Origin of the sequence: Roseivirga pacifica, from assembly GCF_900111145.1 — a bacterium.
In the GTDB taxonomy this organism is placed as follows: Bacteria; Bacteroidota; Bacteroidia; order Cytophagales; family Cyclobacteriaceae; genus Roseivirga; species Roseivirga pacifica.
Genome location: NZ_FOIR01000001.1, coordinates 773,886 through 792,845, shown reverse-complemented (window position 1 = coordinate 792,845; position 18,960 = coordinate 773,886). Strand labels below are relative to the sequence as shown.

15 protein-coding genes are annotated in these 18,960 nt (G+C 41.2%); 4 read left to right on the top strand and 11 right to left on the bottom strand.

Annotated features, from left to right (window positions below; translation table 11 throughout):
* Positions 1-195 precede the first annotated feature (195 nt).
* From BMW98_RS03675 to BMW98_RS03635, 9 genes are all read right to left on the bottom strand, one after another.
* The gene (locus tag BMW98_RS03675) at positions 196-1,821 is read right to left on the bottom strand and encodes an Ig-like domain-containing protein (protein WP_090257029.1); all 1,626 of its coding nucleotides are present in this window, start codon (positions 1,819-1,821) and stop codon (positions 196-198) included.
* Positions 1,818-2,687 carry a class I SAM-dependent methyltransferase gene (locus BMW98_RS03670; protein WP_090257028.1) on the bottom strand — a complete coding sequence of 290 codons (870 nt, stop codon included), beginning with the start codon at positions 2,685-2,687 and terminating at the stop codon, positions 1,818-1,820. The genes BMW98_RS03675 and BMW98_RS03670 overlap by 4 nt, the downstream gene beginning before the upstream one ends.
* Before the next feature lie 7 nt (positions 2,688-2,694).
* Positions 2,695-4,560, bottom strand: coding sequence for a tRNA uridine-5-carboxymethylaminomethyl(34) synthesis enzyme MnmG (gene mnmG, locus BMW98_RS03665; RefSeq protein ID WP_090257027.1), 1,866 nt, complete (start codon positions 4,558-4,560; stop codon positions 2,695-2,697).
* 88 nt (positions 4,561-4,648) lie between these two features.
* Complete coding sequence (ybeY, locus tag BMW98_RS03660) at positions 4,649-5,077, bottom strand: rRNA maturation RNase YbeY (RefSeq protein WP_090257026.1); 429 nt, start codon at positions 5,075-5,077, stop codon at positions 4,649-4,651.
* 3 nt (positions 5,078-5,080) lie between these two features.
* Positions 5,081-5,482 (bottom strand): ATP-binding protein, encoded by a 402-nt coding sequence (locus tag BMW98_RS03655; RefSeq protein WP_090257025.1) that lies wholly within the window; start codon positions 5,480-5,482, stop codon positions 5,081-5,083.
* A 3-nt stretch (positions 5,483-5,485) separates the two neighbouring features.
* Positions 5,486-8,860, bottom strand: a complete 3,375-nt coding sequence (locus BMW98_RS03650; RefSeq protein WP_090257024.1) for a DUF4175 family protein — start codon at positions 8,858-8,860, stop codon at positions 5,486-5,488.
* Between the two features lie 86 nt (positions 8,861-8,946).
* Positions 8,947-9,705, bottom strand: a complete 759-nt coding sequence (locus BMW98_RS03645; RefSeq protein ID WP_090257023.1) for an exodeoxyribonuclease III — start codon at positions 9,703-9,705, stop codon at positions 8,947-8,949.
* On the bottom strand, positions 9,702-10,067 hold the full coding sequence (locus tag BMW98_RS03640; RefSeq protein ID WP_090257022.1) for a hypothetical protein: 366 nt from the start codon (positions 10,065-10,067) through the stop codon (positions 9,702-9,704). The genes BMW98_RS03645 and BMW98_RS03640 overlap by 4 nt, the downstream gene beginning before the upstream one ends.
* A gap of 1 nt (position 10,068) precedes the next feature.
* Complete coding sequence (locus tag BMW98_RS03635; RefSeq protein WP_090257021.1) at positions 10,069-10,416, bottom strand: carboxymuconolactone decarboxylase family protein; 348 nt, start codon at positions 10,414-10,416, stop codon at positions 10,069-10,071.
* A 31-nt stretch (positions 10,417-10,447) separates the two neighbouring features.
* Between BMW98_RS03635 and BMW98_RS03630 the strand changes: the two genes are divergently transcribed.
* Complete coding sequence (locus BMW98_RS03630) at positions 10,448-11,140, top strand: ComF family protein (protein ID WP_090257020.1); 693 nt, start codon at positions 10,448-10,450, stop codon at positions 11,138-11,140.
* A 48-nt stretch (positions 11,141-11,188) separates the two neighbouring features.
* Here BMW98_RS03630 and BMW98_RS03625 read toward each other — a convergent pair whose 3' ends face one another.
* The gene (locus tag BMW98_RS03625; RefSeq protein ID WP_090257019.1) at positions 11,189-12,778 is read right to left on the bottom strand and encodes an SUMF1/EgtB/PvdO family nonheme iron enzyme; all 1,590 of its coding nucleotides are present in this window, start codon (positions 12,776-12,778) and stop codon (positions 11,189-11,191) included.
* Between the two features lie 302 nt (positions 12,779-13,080).
* Between BMW98_RS03625 and BMW98_RS03620 the strand changes: the two genes are divergently transcribed.
* Genes BMW98_RS03620 through BMW98_RS03610 form a run of 3 tightly spaced genes read left to right on the top strand, consistent with a single transcriptional unit; the run spans position 13,081 to position 15,547 of the window.
* Positions 13,081-14,238 carry a sensor histidine kinase gene (locus BMW98_RS03620; protein ID WP_090257018.1) on the top strand — a complete coding sequence of 386 codons (1,158 nt, stop codon included), beginning with the start codon at positions 13,081-13,083 and terminating at the stop codon, positions 14,236-14,238.
* 3 nt (positions 14,239-14,241) lie between these two features.
* On the top strand, positions 14,242-14,964 hold the full coding sequence (locus tag BMW98_RS03615; RefSeq protein WP_090257017.1) for a LytR/AlgR family response regulator transcription factor: 723 nt from the start codon (positions 14,242-14,244) through the stop codon (positions 14,962-14,964).
* A gap of 1 nt (position 14,965) precedes the next feature.
* Positions 14,966-15,547 (top strand): hypothetical protein, encoded by a 582-nt coding sequence (locus tag BMW98_RS03610; RefSeq protein WP_090257016.1) that lies wholly within the window; start codon positions 14,966-14,968, stop codon positions 15,545-15,547.
* Here BMW98_RS03610 and mfd read toward each other — a convergent pair.
* Positions 15,544-18,888, bottom strand: coding sequence for a transcription-repair coupling factor (mfd, locus tag BMW98_RS03605; protein WP_090257015.1), 3,345 nt, complete (start codon positions 18,886-18,888; stop codon positions 15,544-15,546). The genes BMW98_RS03610 and mfd overlap by 4 nt on opposite strands.
* Positions 18,889-18,960: the final 72 nt, after the last annotated feature.

The window sequence follows — 18,960 nt, the reverse complement described above, 5'->3', positions numbered from 1 at the left end:
AATTTTAGGATGTTTACAACTCAGGGTTTTGGTGGATAAGATTACAACTGTTTTTAGAGTGTGAATATTTAGTACACGAAATGTGTATTGAAGATTCAAACTTTTGACAGGTACATGAACTTATTGACCTGTGGGTATAACGCGAAAGTAATTCACAGTGTTGTAATGAATATCCACACTGTTAATCCACAGTTATCAACGTAGGAGAATGTCGATTTTGTCGCGCTCCCAAAACTTACGAACTTCTATTTCGCTCGTTTTGTAATAGGTGTCAAAGTAGAAAGTGACTGGTTCTGGAGGTGTGTTGGTAAGTATATTGCCAATGTCCCATTTGCCATTTTGGTTTAAGTCTTCAATAACTCTTACCATGTACTTGCCGGCTGGTAGGTAATCAAATACAAACTGTTTATTGGTGGTTTCTGAGATGACGTTAAGGTTGGAAGCATTGAGTAATTGTACAATGATGTTATCACTCGTGGAAGTAACGCTACCTCTAATAATGGCAGCTTCATCTTTGTTGGCAATGGTAAATGGCTTTTCGATGAGCTTTGTTGTATCTAAGTCGTAACTAATAAAAGTCTGTGGTCTCAGCTGTAGTTTAAGTGTTTGTTGTGGCTCAGTGATGTAGTCTGTAATATTAATTGGCCATGTAATCTCAGTACGGTTATAGTTCCAAGCAAAGGCGGTATTCTTAAGACTCACTATGTTGGTACTATCGATGTAGTAAAAAGCACTATCGGGTAGAAAGTCCTTAATCGGCTTGTCGAATCTTAACCTGATTTCTTGATTCGGTTTAAGGGAAGATGTCTTTGGGAATATTTCAGTGCTAAGTGCTTTGGGTTCAATTTCCGACTCCGAGAAATAATAATTGGCGGTATCTAAAAGTGTAACGCTTAAACTGTCTGTTGCCTCAAAGATCATTTGGGTTGTGTCACCTATTGCCTCTGTGGTTTGGTAAAACCTGATTTTGTCTGGAGTAATTTGGTTGTAAACTGCGGTTGCTGGGTTTACTAGTTTAAAGGAGTCAACTGCTTTGTTGAAAGTTAGTTCGTAGTAAGTAGCAAAGTGCCTTCCAGATATCAGTCTTAAATCTTTTGTATTCAATTTCTGTATAGAGAAGTTAACGTTATTGATGTTTGAATTGAGCTTTAGGGTATCGGGATAAAAACCATAAGCTTCACCATCTGAGTCGGCTTTACTATTGCCGTTTTCATCTTCAACGGCATAAATGCGAAAGTTTTTTGAGGGCAGGTTATTAAAGGTGAAAAGTCCGGCAGTGTCGGTTTTGGTATAATAAGATGCTGAACCATTCAGAATATTTGTGGTGTCCTCATCTGAGTAAAGCGTTACCAATACATCTTCTATCGGATCCTGGCTGTATAAATCTACAATGCTACCTGTTATCCTAAGTGAATCGAGATAATCTCCTGTTGAGAAACTAAGGCTTAAATTTGGCGGAACATTTCGGTTTGTAATGTCTTGTATGGTATTGCCAAAGTTTAGGCTATAAGTTGTACTATCTTTTAAAGGTTCTTGAAATGTAAGGGTAACTGTGGTTTTGTTCACCTTGGTTCTAAAGCTGCCTTCAATTTTTGGAGTGATAATGAGATTGCTTTCAATCTGATTAGTTTGAACCATTTCATCAAACTCCAACATGATTACATCTCCGTGGTAGTTTAACTGGTTTGGTTCGGGCACTGAGCGAATTAATGTTGGTGGAATTTCATCTTCATCTCCACCTGTGGGTGAAGATACACGTGCGCAAGAAGCTAGTGTTAGTAAAATAACCGAACCAATATATAAACTGTACCTTTTTATCACTTTGTCAAAATATAAATCAAACTACTGTACTCACCGGTATGCTTTGCCTTTCGGTTTGAAACGAAACCATTCTTGAAAGCCCTTATGTAGTTTTTGCTTCCGGTTCTGTACTCCTCCGAGAGCAAACTTACATAGTAGCTATCAAACACAAGCGGATGTGTTGCAACAATATTCAAACCAGTTTTTTGAGCAAGTGTATGGACACTCTTTTGAGAGAAATGGTAAAGGTGTCGAGGTACATCGTAACCCGCCCAATGTTCACCATAATGCTGTGCATCCCACGATTTGTAATTAGGAAGCGCCATGTGAAACACACCGTTTCTATCTAGTTTGTCAGATAGGGCATTCATCGTTTCCATCAATTGATGAACATGTTCAATAACATGGTAAGATGTTATTACATCGAACTTGGATTTACTGTGCTCGCTGATGTCGGAAACAACAGGAATATTTGATGGAATATGGTTTCGTGCATCTGCATCTGGCTCTACTCCAGATACCTTATATCCTTTGGTTTGCATGTGGTTTAAGAAAGCTCCTGCCCCACAACCATAATCGAGCAAATTTTTACCGAAACTGTACTTGTTTATAAGCTTGTGTTTATAAGCGAAGTTACGTTGTTGCGCTATACTATAAAGCTTATCTATTATTCCACCTTTTTTATCCCCGTGAGACTTATAACTATTTGATTTATAGTATTTTATGATGTTTTCCTCGTCAGGACGGGGAACAGTATATACGGTAGTGCACTGTTCACAAATAGCTGTATTGAACACTTCTTTTTCACCGAAATAATCAGTGATGGGAAGATGTTCCTTTAGGTTGGAATTACTGCAAATGCGGCAGGTAGAAAATTGCTCTGTCATAAATGTACTATCTGCCCATATAAACCATTAGCACCGAGATATCAGCAGGCGATACACCACTAATGCGAGAAGCTTGTCCGATGGTCTTCGGTTTTATCTTCAGTAGTTTCTCACGTGCTTCCGATGAGAGTGCTGGAATCTTTTTGAAGTCGATTTTATCTGTAATCTTCAAGTCTTCCAGGTCATTCATCTTCTGAACAAGTTTAGATTCTTTCTCAATGTAGTCTTCGTACTTAATGTGAATGTCTGCTTGCTCTAATAGCTGAGGCGTATACTGATCCAAATATTCTTTAGTATCTGAATTTATGCTTGCCAATGAACCAACGCTTATTTGTGGGCGCTTTACCAACTTGGCCAAGGTGGTTCTATGCTGAATTTCTGCATTGTTTTGAGAAGCTAGGAAAGGATTAACAACTGAAGGATCTACCTTTTTCTGGTTCAAATCGTTTCTTAGTTGATTGAGTTGTTGCTTCTTATTCAGCATACTGTTGAGACGATCTTCTCCTGCTAGGCCAATGTTGTAACCTCTTTGAGTAAGGCGTAAATCGGCATTGTCTTGTCTCAGCAGAATGCGATGCTCTGCTCTTGACGTAAACATGCGATATGGTTCTTCGGTACCTTTATTAATAAGGTCATCAATAAGTACACCTATATATGCTTCTGATCTAGTAAGAATGAATTCTTCTTGCTCAGTAATCTTTAGGTGCGCATTAATACCAGCCATTAGGCCTTGAGATGCTGCCTCTTCATAACCTGTGGTTCCATTGATTTGCCCAGCGAAATAGAGGTTCTCGATCAATTTGGTTTCGAGGGTATGGTTCAATTGTGTTGGCGGAAAGTAGTCGTACTCTATGGCATAGCCTGGTCTGAACATTTTTACATCTTCAAAGCCTTCGATTTTTCTTATGGCTTCGTACTGCACATCTTCTGGAAGCGAGGTCGAGAATCCGTTGACATATATTTCAACGGTATCCCAGCCTTCTGGCTCCACAAATATTTGATGTCTATTACGTTCAGCAAATCGGTTGATTTTGTCTTCAATTGATGGGCAATAGCGAGGGCCTACTCCCTGAATACGACCGTTGAACATAGGAGATTGATCAAATCCTTTCTCTAAAGTAGCGTGTACTTCTGGGTTGGTATAGGTTATGTAGCAACTGCGTTGTTGCGAAAGCGGCTTTGTTTCATCCAGGTAAGAGAACTTTTCAGGTACTTCATCACCTTTTTGTTCTTCCATCTTATCGTAGTTCAGGCTTCGTCCATCCACTCTGGGTGGTGTACCTGTTTTCATTCTACCTGCTTCAAAGCCAATTTCTACGAGTTGTTCGGTAATTCCGGTAGAAGCTCTCTCGCCTGTTCTACCTCCACCAAACTGTTTTTCACCTATATGGATGATACCATTTAAGAATGTACCTGAGGTTACAATTACCGCCTTAGCTTTAAACTCTAAACCCATGGCCGTTTTTACGCCAGTAACACGGTTGCCATCCATTAGGAAGCCTGTGACCATTTCTTGCCAAAAGTCTACCTTAGGGTTTCTCTCAAGAGCATATCTCCATTCTTCGGCAAATCGCATTCTGTCGTTTTGAGTCCTAGGACTCCACATTGCAGGGCCTTTCGACTTATTAAGCATGCGGAATTGGATCATAGATTTGTCTGATACGATACCAGACATACCGCCAAGGGCGTCAATTTCTCTCACAATTTGTCCTTTGGCAACGCCGCCCATTGCAGGGTTGCAAGACATTTGGGCAATGGTATTCATGTTCATTGTTATCAATAGAACAGATGAACCCATTTTAGCTGCGGCATTTGCTGCTTCGCATCCGGCATGTCCGGCTCCCACTACTATCACATCGTAATTCGGATACATAGCTATATAATCAAAGTGTTCCACGTGGAACACAAGAAGGTTTAGTTTCTAAATGTTTCACGTGGAACAGTTAAAGTTTTCTGAACGTTCAAAGTTGTAGCAAAGATAAGGAAGCTTCCTCGCTTTTTCTCATTTGCTGTTTTGCAGCTTCGGTCTTATCATCTTCTCCTAACATATGGAGCATGCCATGAATCATGACACGGTGAAGTTCTTGTGTAAAGGTTGTACCCACAGTTTTAGCATTGTCCTTTACCCTATCGACTGAAATGAAGATATCTGCGGTGATTGGTTCACTCAAATCTTCACGTTCATCAAAGGTGATGATGTCGGTGAAATAGTCGTGATCTAAGTAATCTTGATTGATTTTTAGTAGATAGTTGTCTGAACAATAAATGAAGTTCACACTATCTATTTTTTGCCCATATTGGGTACATATCTGGTTAACCCACTGTCGGATGATTCTTTTTTGCTTTAACACAAAAGAGACATCCTCAGAGAAGAAGTTGATAGCGCTCATTCGCTAGTCTAAATAAAAGGTAAGTTCTACTGTGCGGCCTTCGTTTGAAAAGCTTACTTCATCTGCCAGGTGCTTCATTAAGAAAATGCCTCTACCTCCAGGGTTCTCAATATTCTCAGGTGCTGTTGGATCAGGCAAATCATTCGAATCGAAGCCTGGTCCTTGGTCTGAAATGACAAACTGTATGTTTGCCTCATTCATAATGGCCTGCAGTGAAACGGTTTTTTCCTTGTTTGCTTTATTGCCATGAACAATGGCGTTGTTTACAGACTCTACCACGGCAATCATTATGTTTCCATATAGATCGTCCGTAAGCGCATATTTTTCTTTGGCGTTGTCGACAAAGCTCTCAACGATTCGGATATTGTCCGGAAGTGAGGGGATCTCAATGCTAATGTTTTTCATTCACTACTTCTGATTCGTTTCCTTTATTTTCTTGAAGTATTTGTTGGTTTCCTTCTTATAGTAAGGGTTGAGTTTTGCAGGTATTGTTCTGAGTAATTCTATTTCCTTTTCTTTTTGCTTTAGGTATTCAACCATTGATTGTGGCACTGAAAGCTCATAATCATTGGCTGTTTCTCCTTTACGTTTTTCATCCTCTCCGCGTTGCTCCATGGCATTTTCAGCATCTAGCATACGGGTTAAAATGTCGCGTTGCCTTTCAATGGTTTGATCAGAAACGTTCTTATTGAGCAAGTCCATTTCATTCAATTCCATCTGCTCAATCAGTTTGTCAATCTTATCGCCCAATTTATTTCCATCCAAACCTGTTTCAAAATTTTCTAGCGCATTTCTAATTCTTTCTTGCTGAGCAGCTAGTTTTGCTAGCTCTTCAGAGAGTTCTCTCCCCGATTTACCACTACGTTTTAGTTCCTTTATTTGTTCGCTTAGCTGTTGTTGTAATTCACTAAGGCCGTTCATGGTTGGGCTGTTCTTTTTGTTCTTTTGACCTTTACCTTGTCCATTCATGCTTTGGGCCATTTGGTTTTGCATTTGTTGAACAACATCGTCTAATAGCAAGGCTAAATTATTAATGGATGTCATGGTGAACTGTTGCTGGCCTATAGCTTGGCTTACGCGCTTTTCTTTAAGCGATTCTACAGCTCCGTCCATTTGGCGATTCATTTCGCTGAGTTCTTTCATTACAAACGAGCTGATCTGAAAAACACGTTCTGAAAGCGCTACAAGGCTATCTTGTATGATTTTAGAATCGTCCTTCAGTTTAAGTTGTTGCTGGGAAAGCGTAACAAACCTTGGGTCGCTCTGGCGTATTTCTTTGAATTCGTCCATGAGGGTTTCTTGGCTGAAAGAGAGTGTAACAAGGTTGTCAACTAAGTCCTGTAAGTGTTCTAGGTTTTCTTGCATTTGCTCCATTTGTGCCGAAGCTTGCATGGATTCAAGGCTTTGTTTTACTTCCTTCATCTTCTGTGCAGCTCTTTGCTGGTGCTGTGCCGATTTCTGCCTTTGGCTTGATGAAGGCTTGGCGCCCTCCTGCTCCTCTTGTTGTGCTCCTTCTTCTTGACCCTCCTGTTGCTCTTCTGCTTGTTCCTCACCAAGCTCTTCTTGAGCTCTCTCCTGGTCTTCTTGGATTTCCTCTAAATCACCTTTTACATCTTTGGGAAGTGCTTCTGGGTTTTTTCGGTCTTGATTAAGTTCGTTTAATTCATCAATCCTTTCCTTTAGGTCGTCTATTCCCCTTTTTTCTTCCTCCAGTTTTTCCAGCAGGTCATTTTTACTGTCTGGATTCTGTTCGTTTTCAGTGTCTTTCGCTAGTTGTTCTTGATCTTGTATGGCTTCTTCTAGTTCTTCAAGTGTCTGCTCCATTTTCATGTCGAACTGTAGTTTTTTAAAGAGTTCCAGGGTTCTTTCTAGATCATCTTCTAAATTGCTGCTGTTCTTATTGAGCTCATCCATTTTGTCTCTAAACTCTTCTATATCAGACTGTTGTTGGAGTAATTCACGCAATTCCTCATAGAGCTTTTTAGTTTCATCGTCCAACACATTATTCATTATGTCTTGAAGTTGCTCCATCTTTTGTTTTACCTCTGGAGACTTTTCGTTGAACTGATCTTGCTTCTTATTATTCAGCTGATTTTGTTGTTTCAGGTCATCCAGTTTTTTGGATAGGTCGTCTTTTTGCTGGAGGATTTCTTCCATGAGCTTCTCATCTCTCCAGTCCATTTCCTTTTTGGTTTTCAAGCGCTCGTCAACTTCTTGAATCTTTTTACTTAAATCTTGCGCTTGCTGAATGCTCTTATCAATCTCTTGCTGCACTTTTTGATTGCCTTTGTCAATCTCTTCGGCTATTTCTTCCTTTGATGGAATTTTGAAAGAATATGTGCCGGTTTTGCTCGCCTTTATTCCATTAACTCCATCATTATCAACTACTTCAACGTAATATTGAAGCTCTCCACCTGCCTTAATTTTTGAAGAGTCTAGTTTGAATATGTGATAATAGGTTTGTGAATTGAGTTCGCTATTAATGCTTACTTTTTGCTGATGAAAGCTTTCTTCACCTTCAAACTTATACCTTACCCTTAGAGCCGAGAACCCATAGTCATCATCTATTTGGCCTGCTAATACCAGCTCACTATACAGTACCGTATCTTGGTATTGGTCTAGAGTGATTTTTGGATATTGATCTTTTATTACTTCGATCTTAAAGGCGAGGGTGTCTTTATTATTGCTAAGATCGTTTTGCAGTTGAATGCTGTAGGGAGTTGGTGCGGTAATTTGCTTGGTGTTTGAGAAAACACCGTTTTTGGCTTCTTCAAGCGTGTCTATGGCATTCAAAAAATGCATAAATATGATGTCGGTGGCCTTCGTATTCAGTTTCCAGGTAACTTCTGTTCCTTCAGGTATCAACAGGTTGCCTGAGTTCTTGATCTTCTCAGCTTCTTTACCAGTATATTTTGGGTAGTTAACATCAATATCAAAAAGTTCCAGGTTTGGGCGTTCTTCAACGTTTAATCGCACTGTGCCGGAAGTAATGCTTTCGGCCGTAACCTCAAAGGCCACATCTTCATTCAGGTTGTTGAATCGATAACTGAAAGAGCCGTTGCCCTCCTTTTTCGCCTTTACCGTACGGTTGTTTATGTTTAGGTATACATCGGCCGGTACAGCTGTTCCTTCAGTCGCAATCTTAAAATTATAGGCTTCACCTTTAAAGGCTGTAGGGTTTTTATCGATAATAAATCTAAAAGGTGCTTCAGGCACAAACTCTTTGTCGAAGTTGACAATACGGGTAGAGCTTTCCGTAATAAATTGAGGTATAAAGATGAGCAGCAACACCAAAACAAACACTGGTGGGTACAGCCACTTTAAGTATTTGCGATTCACTTTATAGTCGATAGCGCTTGTGAATGAAACGTGATTTATGCTTGCACTTTTTTGCTTAATGCTGGCAATAAGTAAATCATTCTGTTGGTTTGAAAGTGATTCTAACTGAATGAGGTTCAGAAGCTTATCCGAAACTTCAGGAAAGAATTTTCCTATTTCTTTAGCGGCTTCTTCATTACTTAATTGCTTATCGCTACGATTGAGAACGAGTAAATACCGACCGACCAATTGATAAAAGAGTACGAGAATTAATAGGACAAACCCAAAAAAGAGTATGCTACGACCAGTGGAGTTAAAGCGTGCGCCAAACTCTATGGTATTAATAAGTAGATATAAACCGAGTATGGCAGCACCCCAAATAATACCGCCTTTTATGGCCTTGTTTAGGTAATACTTGCGCTTGTACTGCTTTAATTGCTCGAAAATGTCGGCATTGGTCCCCATAGCCTGTCTTTTGTCTTTACTTTAATACGAATTGTTTTGCAGAAGGATTGTAAAACAATTGACAAACAAGGGAATATACGATATAATCAGTCAATTTCCAGTACTATCGGGCAGTGGTCTGAGTGTTTTACGTCTGGTAAAATTCGGCCTGCAGAAAGCCTATTCTTCATTTGTTCGGTAGCCATCAGGTAGTCAATTCGCCAGCCTTTGTTATTGGCACGTGCATTTGCCCTGTAACTCCACCATGAATAATGGTGCGGATCCGGATTAAACTCGCGGAACGAATCTATAAATCCAGAGTCTACATACTTAGTAAGCCATTCGCGCTCTTCCGGCAAAAAACCAGATGAGTTTTTATTCGATACGGGATTATGGATGTCAATTTCCGTATGAGCAATGTTATAATCACCACAAATGATCAGGTTTGGCTGTTCTTTACGAACCTCTTGGGCATAATCGTAAAAGAAATCTAGCCACTCGTATTTAAAGTCCTGTCGAATGTCTCCGCTGGTGCCACTTGGCATGTACACACTCATTACAGAGAAATCTTCGTAATCGCAGCGGATTACGCGGCCTTCATTGTCGTAAAGCTCGTTTCCGCAGCCATTAACCACTTGTTTAGGGCTTTGTTTGGTAAGGATTGCCACACCGCTGTAGCCTTTCTTTTCGGCACTTTCCCAGTACATTTCGTAACCAAGCTCGGAATAAAAATCAGGTACTTGTTCAGGTAGTGCCTTTAGCTCTTGCAAACACAGAATGTCTGGGTTTTCTTCTGTTAGCCATTCTTCAAAGCCTTTTTTAAGCGCTGCTCTTATTCCGTTTACGTTGTACGAGATGATTTTCATGCGGTAAAGCTGATTTGGTATTCTTTTTCAAAATACTCCAAAACATGGAGCTTGAGCAGTTTTTCTTGCTCTAATAAGTCGAAGTGCGGAAGTTTCTTCAGTGGTTTCCAGTGTGGCCAGCCTTCTGCATCTTTTCCTTCCAGTTCATAATAGCCAGAAAGGCTCAATACCCTACAAATGGCAATGTGCATCAGGTCTTGTTTTTCCTCCTTAGAGAAAGTTTGTACGCCATTGCCAAGTTCTTGCACACCGATAAGAAAAAGCACCCCGTTAAGGTCCTTGGGGCGCTTTCCAATGACGTCTTTTAAATGGGTAAGCAGTTTTACCCATCGAACCTGAAGCTCGAGGTCCTTTTTGTACATACTAAGCTTCTTGTTGTTCTAGGGCATCCCAGTACTCTACGGCTCTGCGCAAATGAGGGATTACAATGGTACCGCCAATTAGGTTGGCAATAGAAAAAGCCTCAAAGACTTCTTTCTTGTTTAGGCCTGCTTCGTGGCATTTACCCAAGTGGTATTTCACGCAGTCATCGCAGCGCAAAACCATTGAACAAGCTAAGCCAATCAACTCTTTGGTTTTCTTGTCTAATTCTCCCGGAGAGAATGCGTTGGTATCCAAATTGAAAAGGCGCTTAAGCACCACATTGTTGCCATCCAGAATTTTTTCATTCATTTTGGCGCGGTAATCATTGAATTCTTCTACTAGTTCCATGATTTTCAAAAGGTTATGAATATATTAATACATGGAGCTGAAGGAGTACTTTGCTGACTTTGTTTCGCTGTTCTTCCCCGCTATTTGTGTTGGTTGCGACAGTCCGCTGCCCAAGGGCACGCAACACATCTGTCCGAGCTGCCAGTATAATTTGCCCAAAACTAATAACCACAAAGCTGAAATTGCTGCTTTCCGAGAAAAGTTTGATGGAATTGTCAGCGTTGCACATGTTTTGGTTTACTGCAACTTTCATAAAAGGGGTTTAGTTCAAAAATTGCTGCACGAATTAAAGTATAACAACTGCCCCGAACTTGGCGAAATGCTTGGTCGCTGGTATGCTCATGAATTATTGCTCAATGGCTTTGCTGAGGAATTTGACTTGGTAGTCCCTGTACCCTTACACCCTTCTCGCTTAAAACAACGCGGATATAATCAGAGTATGGCTGTTTCACGTGGAGTCGCAGAAGTATTCAAATTACCTATAGCCGAGGAATACCTTATTAGAACCAAAAAGAGCTCCACCATGACCAAGATGAATAAGGTTGAGCGCATTTTGAATATGCAGCAGTCTTATAGAATGATGATGCCTGAACGGCTAAAAGACCAACGTGTGCTGTTAATTGATGATGTGTTAACCACAGGCTCTACCTTAATTGCCTGTGCAGAGCAGTTGCATTTGGCCAAACCCAAGTCGGTAAGTATTCTTACACTGGCTGCTGCATAAAAAAAGGCTACCGAAAAGGTAGCCTCTAAATTTATCTAAGTATTAATCTTATTCTTCTCCACCGATTCCTAAGAATCCGTTTGATTGGTCTAACTGCTGCGTTCCGATAGAAATCATAGCGCAACGGAAACCAATAGTGTTAGTGGCTTTGTCCATGTCTAGGTATCTTCTAGTACCTGGAGCCATCCAATAGGCTACATCTTTCCAAGAACCACCTTTGTACACTTTAGATCTATCGTTTACCAAAGATCTATAGGTTGCATCAGGAGTAGTTTTAGTGATTTGGCCTTTCTTCTCAGGATCTGCTTCTTCCCAACCATAGTTAGATTGAGGGTCGCTCACATCATTGTCACCTAGTGGCTTTCTCACTGGGTTCATGTCTTCAAACTCTTGGAAGGCAAGCGGTCTGTAGGTATCGAAAACCCACTCGCTTACGTTACCAGCCATGTTAAATAGGTTGAAGTCGTTTGGCTCTCTACCACCCACTTTTTCTGGGGTAACGGAACCATCGTTATTTACACCACCAGCAATACCAGCATAGTCACCACGGCCACGCTTAAAGTTAGCTAACTGGTCACCTCTGTTTTTACCATAAGGGTTACGTGTTCCTCTACCATCCCAAGGGTAAATTCTACCGTACTCTTCGTTCTCATCTAGGTAAACAGTACCAATAGTCGCTTTAGCAGCATATTCCCATTCCGCTTCGTTTGGTAAACGGAAATCAGGCAAATAAATACCTCTTTCAATGAATGTACCGCGGTTAGCAGGCTCGTTTATGTATTGGATAACCTCTTGCTGCCAACGGTCAAACTCATCCATCGATACCATTTGGCTACCTGCACCTGCAGCACCACCGCCTGTACCGGTTAATGGAGTTCCACCTACACCAAAGAAGTAACTATCGTCATCTTGCTTAACAAAAAACTCTTCTACAAAAGCATCAGGAAGCATTTCAATTTCCATATCGAAGATGATTCGCATGTTCACGAAATCGGTTCTCCATTTACAGAAGTCAGAAACTTGTCTCCAGGTAACACCTACTACCGGATAGTCATTGAAGCCCGGGTTGCTGTAGTAGTTTTCTGCATAAACATCGTTAAAAGAGAAGTCTGAAGACCAAACTGCATCGTTTGGTTCAATTTCTTCTTTGCTCTGGCCGTTGTGTCCTCTTGTCCAATCAGGAATGTAAGGAGGAATTTGGGTGCCACCGCCTTGAGCGTTATTGTTTGCTGGATCTTCGATCTCAACATTTCTTGGAAGCGGAATGTCCATTGGGTAAAACTGGTAGTGCACATATTCCTTCCAGTTTTTGTTGGTTACCTCTGTTTCATCCATAAAGAATGAGTTCACAGTTACCGTTCTCTCAATGTTGTCTCTAGATCCGTAAAGATCTTGTTCGAATGAACCTAAAACAGTTCTACCCCCTTGAACAAACACCATTCCCGGAGGATTTGGCAACGCTTGATCATCGTAAGGTTTATAACCAAGTAGGTCATTTTCAGTTGCATAAGCCGCACCTGTTGTGGAGCTGGTTCCTCCCTTATTGCCCCCAATACCGAGCAATTTACATGAGCTAACAGCGCACACCATGAGGCCGCAAGCTATGATAGTTTTTATAGGCGCATTGAAGTTTTTCATTTTTAAGGCGTTATTTCTTAATGCTTAGGTGTTTTGAACTTGCTAATATACACTTTAGCATAAGTATCGCAAAGTTCTATTTTCTTTGAAAAACGTGAATTTCTTGATGTTATTTTAAAATTAAACATTGATGCCCAGATATTTATTGCATTAAGTAGTTGCTGCTTTTACAAAGAAATATCTACTATCATCAAATTACCGTATTCAACAAGTTCAACAGGAGTTTTAACTGCTAATCAGGTCGATTGACCTTTCACTGCCTGTTGTATAAATTTTAGCTCAGAAATAAATTTCTTTGGAACATGAATAAATCTAAACTGTACTGGCTTTTGCAGTTTGGCGGGTGGTCCGGCCTAATGTTCACCTCCTTTTTAGCAATGATTATGCTAACGCCTACTTGGTTGGCACTTAGCATGAATTTGCTGTTTGTGGTTTTTGGTGTTCTTATTAGCCACTTGTACAGGCGATATGTTAAGAAAAAGGATTGGAAAAATCTGGAAATCAAGCAATTGGTGCCAAGAGTTTTTTTGGCCAGCATACTGCAGGGGCTTGTTCACGGGGTAATTAGTTTGTTGCTTATAATTGTTGGCTTTGCCCTAATTGCGCAGTCAAACCCAGAGATTTTGGAAGGAATGACGGGCTTGCCAAAAATTGAGGGGGTAGATGAAGAAACGCAGAAGTTGCTGCAAGAGGCTAGCATGAAAAGCTTTACGCCAACTAAAATCATTGTGTTTCTAATCAGCTTTATAATCAGTTTTGCTGTCTATTTTATCTCTTGGTCTTCCATTTATTTTGCTTACCAATACCTGCAAAGAACCCGCGAAGTGGAGATTGAAAAGTGGAAGCTTTCTGCCTCGGTAAAAGATGCCGAGCTAAGTGCCCTAAAGGCTCAAATTAACCCTCACTTTATATTCAATAGCCTAAATAACATTAGGTCGCTGGTTATTGAAGACTACGAAAGAGCGCGCGATTCCATTACGCATTTATCCGACCTTTTGCGCTTTTCTATCCAATTCGACCAATACGAAAGGGTTTCACTAGACAAAGAGCTGGCAGTTGTAAAGGATTATTTGAACTTAGAGGCCATTCAATTAGAAGAGCGCCTGAAGTACGATTTTAGAATTGATAAATCCACCAAAGAATTTCAGGTGCCGCCAATGATTGTGCAAACGTTGGTAGAAAATGCCATAAAGCATAGCATTAACGAATTGCCAAACGGTGGCGAAATAATCATTGAAACTAAGCTGGATGTAGACTTCTTGTATATTTATGTGAAGAACACAGGCCAGTTAAAGGTAAACAGAATACCAGGCCATAGGCGTGGTATTGGCATTAACAATTCCAAAGAACGATTGCGACTGCTTTATGGCCAAAAATCGTCTTTGGTGGTGGAAAATATGAACGAAAAAATGGTCTGTGCGACCGTAAAAATACCCTTAGACCAACATTTGAAAGCTTAAACCATGAAGACATTAGTAATTGACGATTCGAGATTAGCGAGAAACGAACTGAAACGACTGCTTAAAGAGTTTGACAAAGTACAAGTGGTTGGTGAAGCAGCCAGTGTTGACGAGGCGATTGAAAAAATTGGCGAATTGAAACCGGACCTGATCTTTTTGGATATTCAGATGCCGGGTAAAAATGGTTTCGATTTGTTGGAAGAACTGGAGGCTGTGCCGGAAGTGATATTTTCTACTGCCTACGATGAGCACGCTTTAAAGGCTTTTGAATACAACGCCTTGGATTACTTGGTAAAGCCCGTGCAAAAAGAACGCTTGGCGGGTGCTGTGGCGAAGGTTTTCGATAAAATTCAAAAGAAGAAGGAAGAGAAGGAGAATCAGGATGATATTCTGACAATAAACGACCAAGTGTTTGTGAAGGATGGCGAAAAGTGCTGGTTCGTACAGTTAAGCGATATTCGCTTGTTCGAGGTGAGCGGTAACTACACCACAGTCTACTTTGGTGACTCCAAACCGATGATTACGCGTACGCTCAACTATTTGGAATCTCGATTGGACGAAAAAACCTTCTTTAGGGCCAACAGGCAGCAAATTATAAACCTAAAGTGGATTGAGCGAATTGAACCGTGGTTTAGTGGAAGCTTGCGAATTTACCTTAAAGGCGGTGAGGAAATTGATGTTTCGAGAAGGCAAACGCTTAAATTCAAGGACATAATGAGTTTCTAATTTGGCCAAAGTCAACTTCAAACGTCCCCTATTCGAATTTATCTCCATTGTGGTGGCAGTAGTGCTTGCCATGGCCCTTACGGAGTGGCGCCAAAACCAGCTTAACAGAAAGCTGGCAGAAAAGTCGCTGCAGAATATCATTGCTGAAATTCAGGATAATAGAGATGACCTGGCCATTGATTCTGCAAAAATTGCAGCAGACCTCAGGTTTATGAAGGCTTGGATTACCGACTTTGAAGAAAAAAGCGAGAAGAACGATTTCAGCCTCAATTTTGACTATTCTTTTCTGAATAGAGCCGCGCTAGATGTTGCCATAAATAACCAATCTATGACTTACATAGATTTCGAAATTAACATGGCGCTTGCCGAGATTTACAATACCCAGGAGTTTTACAGCCAAAAAGCACTCGATGTCTTCGATGCCATGGGCGAACTAACTACCAGCACTCATCATCCGGAAAGTGCAGAGTTTTTGGCCAAGGTGAAGGGCTTCAACTTTCAGCTTGGCCTAGTAATGGGTAGCATTCGAGCCTATATGGTAGAAACCGAGCAGTTTTTGAGCACCTATAATTCAGAGAACTAGATTGCTGCTAGTAGCTCGATACCCTGTTTTACTGCAGAAACATCGCTAACCGTTAAAATTAAGCGGGTTTTGTACTCGCGCATTTTAAAACGCTTTGGCTGCTGTTGCACAAAAGCAATGATCTTACCGAAGATTTCCGATTGGAAATAGGCCTCTTTTTCAGATGGCACAAAGTAGCACTTCATTGCACCGTTTTTCAGTGCTATTTTCTCAAAGCCTAATTTTTCGCCCAACCAGCGCAATCGCACGGTTTCAATTAACTGCTCAACCGATTCTGGCAAAGGCCCAAACCTGTCAATCATCTGTTCAATAAAACGCTGGAGCTTTTCTTCATTCGGAATGTTATCCAGTTTTGAATAAAGGCTTAAGCGCTCCGAAATATTCGAAACGTAATTGTCTGGAATAAGAATTTCCAAGTCGGTTTCTATGGTAGTATCCTGTGTTACGGCCTTGGCAGCTTCTTTTACCAAGTCTTTTTGGAAGAGATCTTTGAACTCCGTTTCCTTCAGTTCCTGTACAGCTTCATCCAAAATTTTATGATACATATCGAAGCCAAGATCTGAAATAAAGCCGCTTTGCTCTGCACCAAGCAGGTTTCCGGCTCCACGAATGTCTAAATCGCGCATGGCCACCTTAAAGCCATCACCTAAATCAGAAAATTCTTCAAGCGCACTCAAACGCTTACGCGAATCGGACGAAAGCCCAATGGTTGGCGGTGTAAGAATGTAGCAGAAGGCTTTTCTGTTAGAACGCCCCACACGACCACGCATTTGGTGCAAATCGGAAAGCCCAAACATGTGCGCATGGTTGATAATAATGGTGTTCGCGTTCGGAATATCAAGCCCCGATTCGATAATGTTCGTAGAAACGAGCACATCATATTCACCTTCAATAAACTTAACCATGCGGTTTTCTAGCGTGGCACCGTCCATTTGGCCATGTGCAATACCAATGCGCGCATCTGGTACCAAACGAAGAATGATGTTTCCGACCTGTTCAATATCACTAATACGATTGTGCACGAAGAAAACTTGTCCGCCACGCTTTAGCTCAAAACTTACTGCATCGCGCAGTAGCGTTTCATTAAAAGTGTGCAGCTCGGTAGTAACCGGCTGCCTGTTTGGCGGAGGAGTGGCTATAACACTCAAATCGCGTGCACCCATTAAAGAGAAATGCAGTGTTCGCGGAATTGGTGTTGCCGTAAGCGTTAGCACGTCCACATTTACTTTGAACTCCTTCAATTTATCTTTTACGCGCACCCCAAACTTTTGCTCTTCGTCAATAATCAAAAGCCCAAGGTCTTTAAACTGAACATCCTTATTCACGATGCGGTGGGTACCAACTAAAATTTCTGTTTTTCCCTCCTTAACGCGCTGCAGGGTCTCTTTTATCTGCTTTGTGGTTTTAAAACGGTTAATGTATTCCACCTTAAGCGGGAAGTTGGCCAACCTTTCGGCAAAGGTGCGATAGTGCTGCATGGCCAAAATAGTTGTTGGCACAAGTACTGCCACTTGTTTGCCATTAACAGCCGCTTTAAACGCTGCTCGAATGGCTACTTCGGTTTTACCAAAGCCTACATCTCCACAAACTAATCGGTCCATAGGGTGTGGCTGTTCCATATCGGCCTTTACGTCTTCTGTTGCGCTGGCTTGGTCTGGTGTATCTTCATAAATGAAAGAAGACTCTAGCTCTGCTTGTAAATAACCGTCTCTATCGAATGCAAAACCAGGGGCTGTTTTTCGTTTAGAGTAAAGCTGAATTAGGTCTTTGGCAATGTCTTTGACCTTACCCTTTACTTTTTTCTTTTTGTTTTCCCACTCTGGCGAGCCTAGTTTACTCATGGCTGGGGGCACGCCTTCTTTACCAGTATACTTCGAGATTTTGTGCAGCGAGTGAATACTTACATATAGCAAATCATCATCGCGATAGACCAAACGGATGGCTTCTTGCATCTTTCCGTTTACATCTACTTTCTCCATTCCGGCAAATCGGCCTATGCCATTGTCAATGTGGGTAACGTAATCGCCTGGCTGTAGCGAACGAAGCTCTTTTAGTGTAAGCGCCTTCGATTTTGAATGCTTTGTTTTGGTTTTGTATTTGTGGAAACGATCGAAAAGCTGGTGATCGGTATAGCACAAAATATCCCTCTGCTTGTCAATAAAGCCTTTTCTTAACCCAATTTGTAATGGCTGAAATTTAATGTTGGGATCAAGTTCGGTAAAGATGGTGTCCAGCCTATCTGTTTGGCTAGGCGACTCTGCTGCGATAATTAACGATGTCGAGTTTACTTGCCATTCTGAAAGATTTTCAACAATCAGATCAAAATTCTTATTAAATGACTGTTGTGGCTCTGTATCAAAGGGGTATTCAAAATCTGCTTGGGCGTAGAACCGGTTGCCAAACTCTACCTGATGGTAGTGGTTTATTTCTTTTTCGAATGAATCAGTGGTTTCAAAAAGCTCTTCAGGGCTAAGCACCACTTGCGTGTCGGTAACCGAAAGCACTTCATCAAAACTACCGCCTGCTTTGGCAAAATACTTCTCAATGGTATCGAGCGTATGCTGATAGTCTTTAAACCAAACCTTGGTGTTTTTAGGAATAAAGCTTAGGAACGACTGCCGCGTTTCTTCCAACAACTTGGTTTGAATGTTTGGAATGATGTTGATTTCCTTAACCGTTTCTTGGCTAAGTTGACTTACGGGATCGAAGGTTCTAATACTGTCCACTTCATTTCCGAAAAGCTCTATTCTGTACGGTAGCTCGTGTGCATAAGAGTACACATCAATAATTCCGCCTCGCACAGAGAATTGACCTGCCTCGTAAACAAAGTCGGCTGGCTCAAAACCAAAGGTTTGCAAAAGCTCTGTTAAAAAGCTTACGTCTATCTTTTCACCAATTTTGGTTGAGAAAGTGTTAGAGCTAAGCGATTTCTTGTTGATTACCTTTTCCGTAAGCGCTTCGGGGTAAGTAACGATCAACTCTCCCGAGCTGGCTTTATGGTTAATGCGGTTTAGGATTTCCGCACGCATTAGAATGTTGGCATTCTCAGTTTCGTCAAACTGGTAAGGCCTTTTGTAACTGGTAGGGAAAAGCAGCACTTCTTTTTCGCCCATCAGGTTTTGCAGGTCGTTGTGGAAGTAGGCCGCCTCTTCTTTGTCGTGCAGCACAAAAATCATGGTTTGTTTATTGAGCTGATAAACAGCAGCAGCTACCACGGCATCTAAGCTGCCAACCAAACCTTTTAAGCGCAGTTTTCCGCCCTCGTTGGGCTTTAGCTTTTCAGCGATCGTCTGAATCACTGCGTCTTCGCGATATATTCTTAGAAAATCTCTTACTTTCAAACCGTAAAACTTTGCAAGGGTGCAAATGTAGCGATTATTCAGGCGAAGTAAATTACCTGTTCATTCATCCTA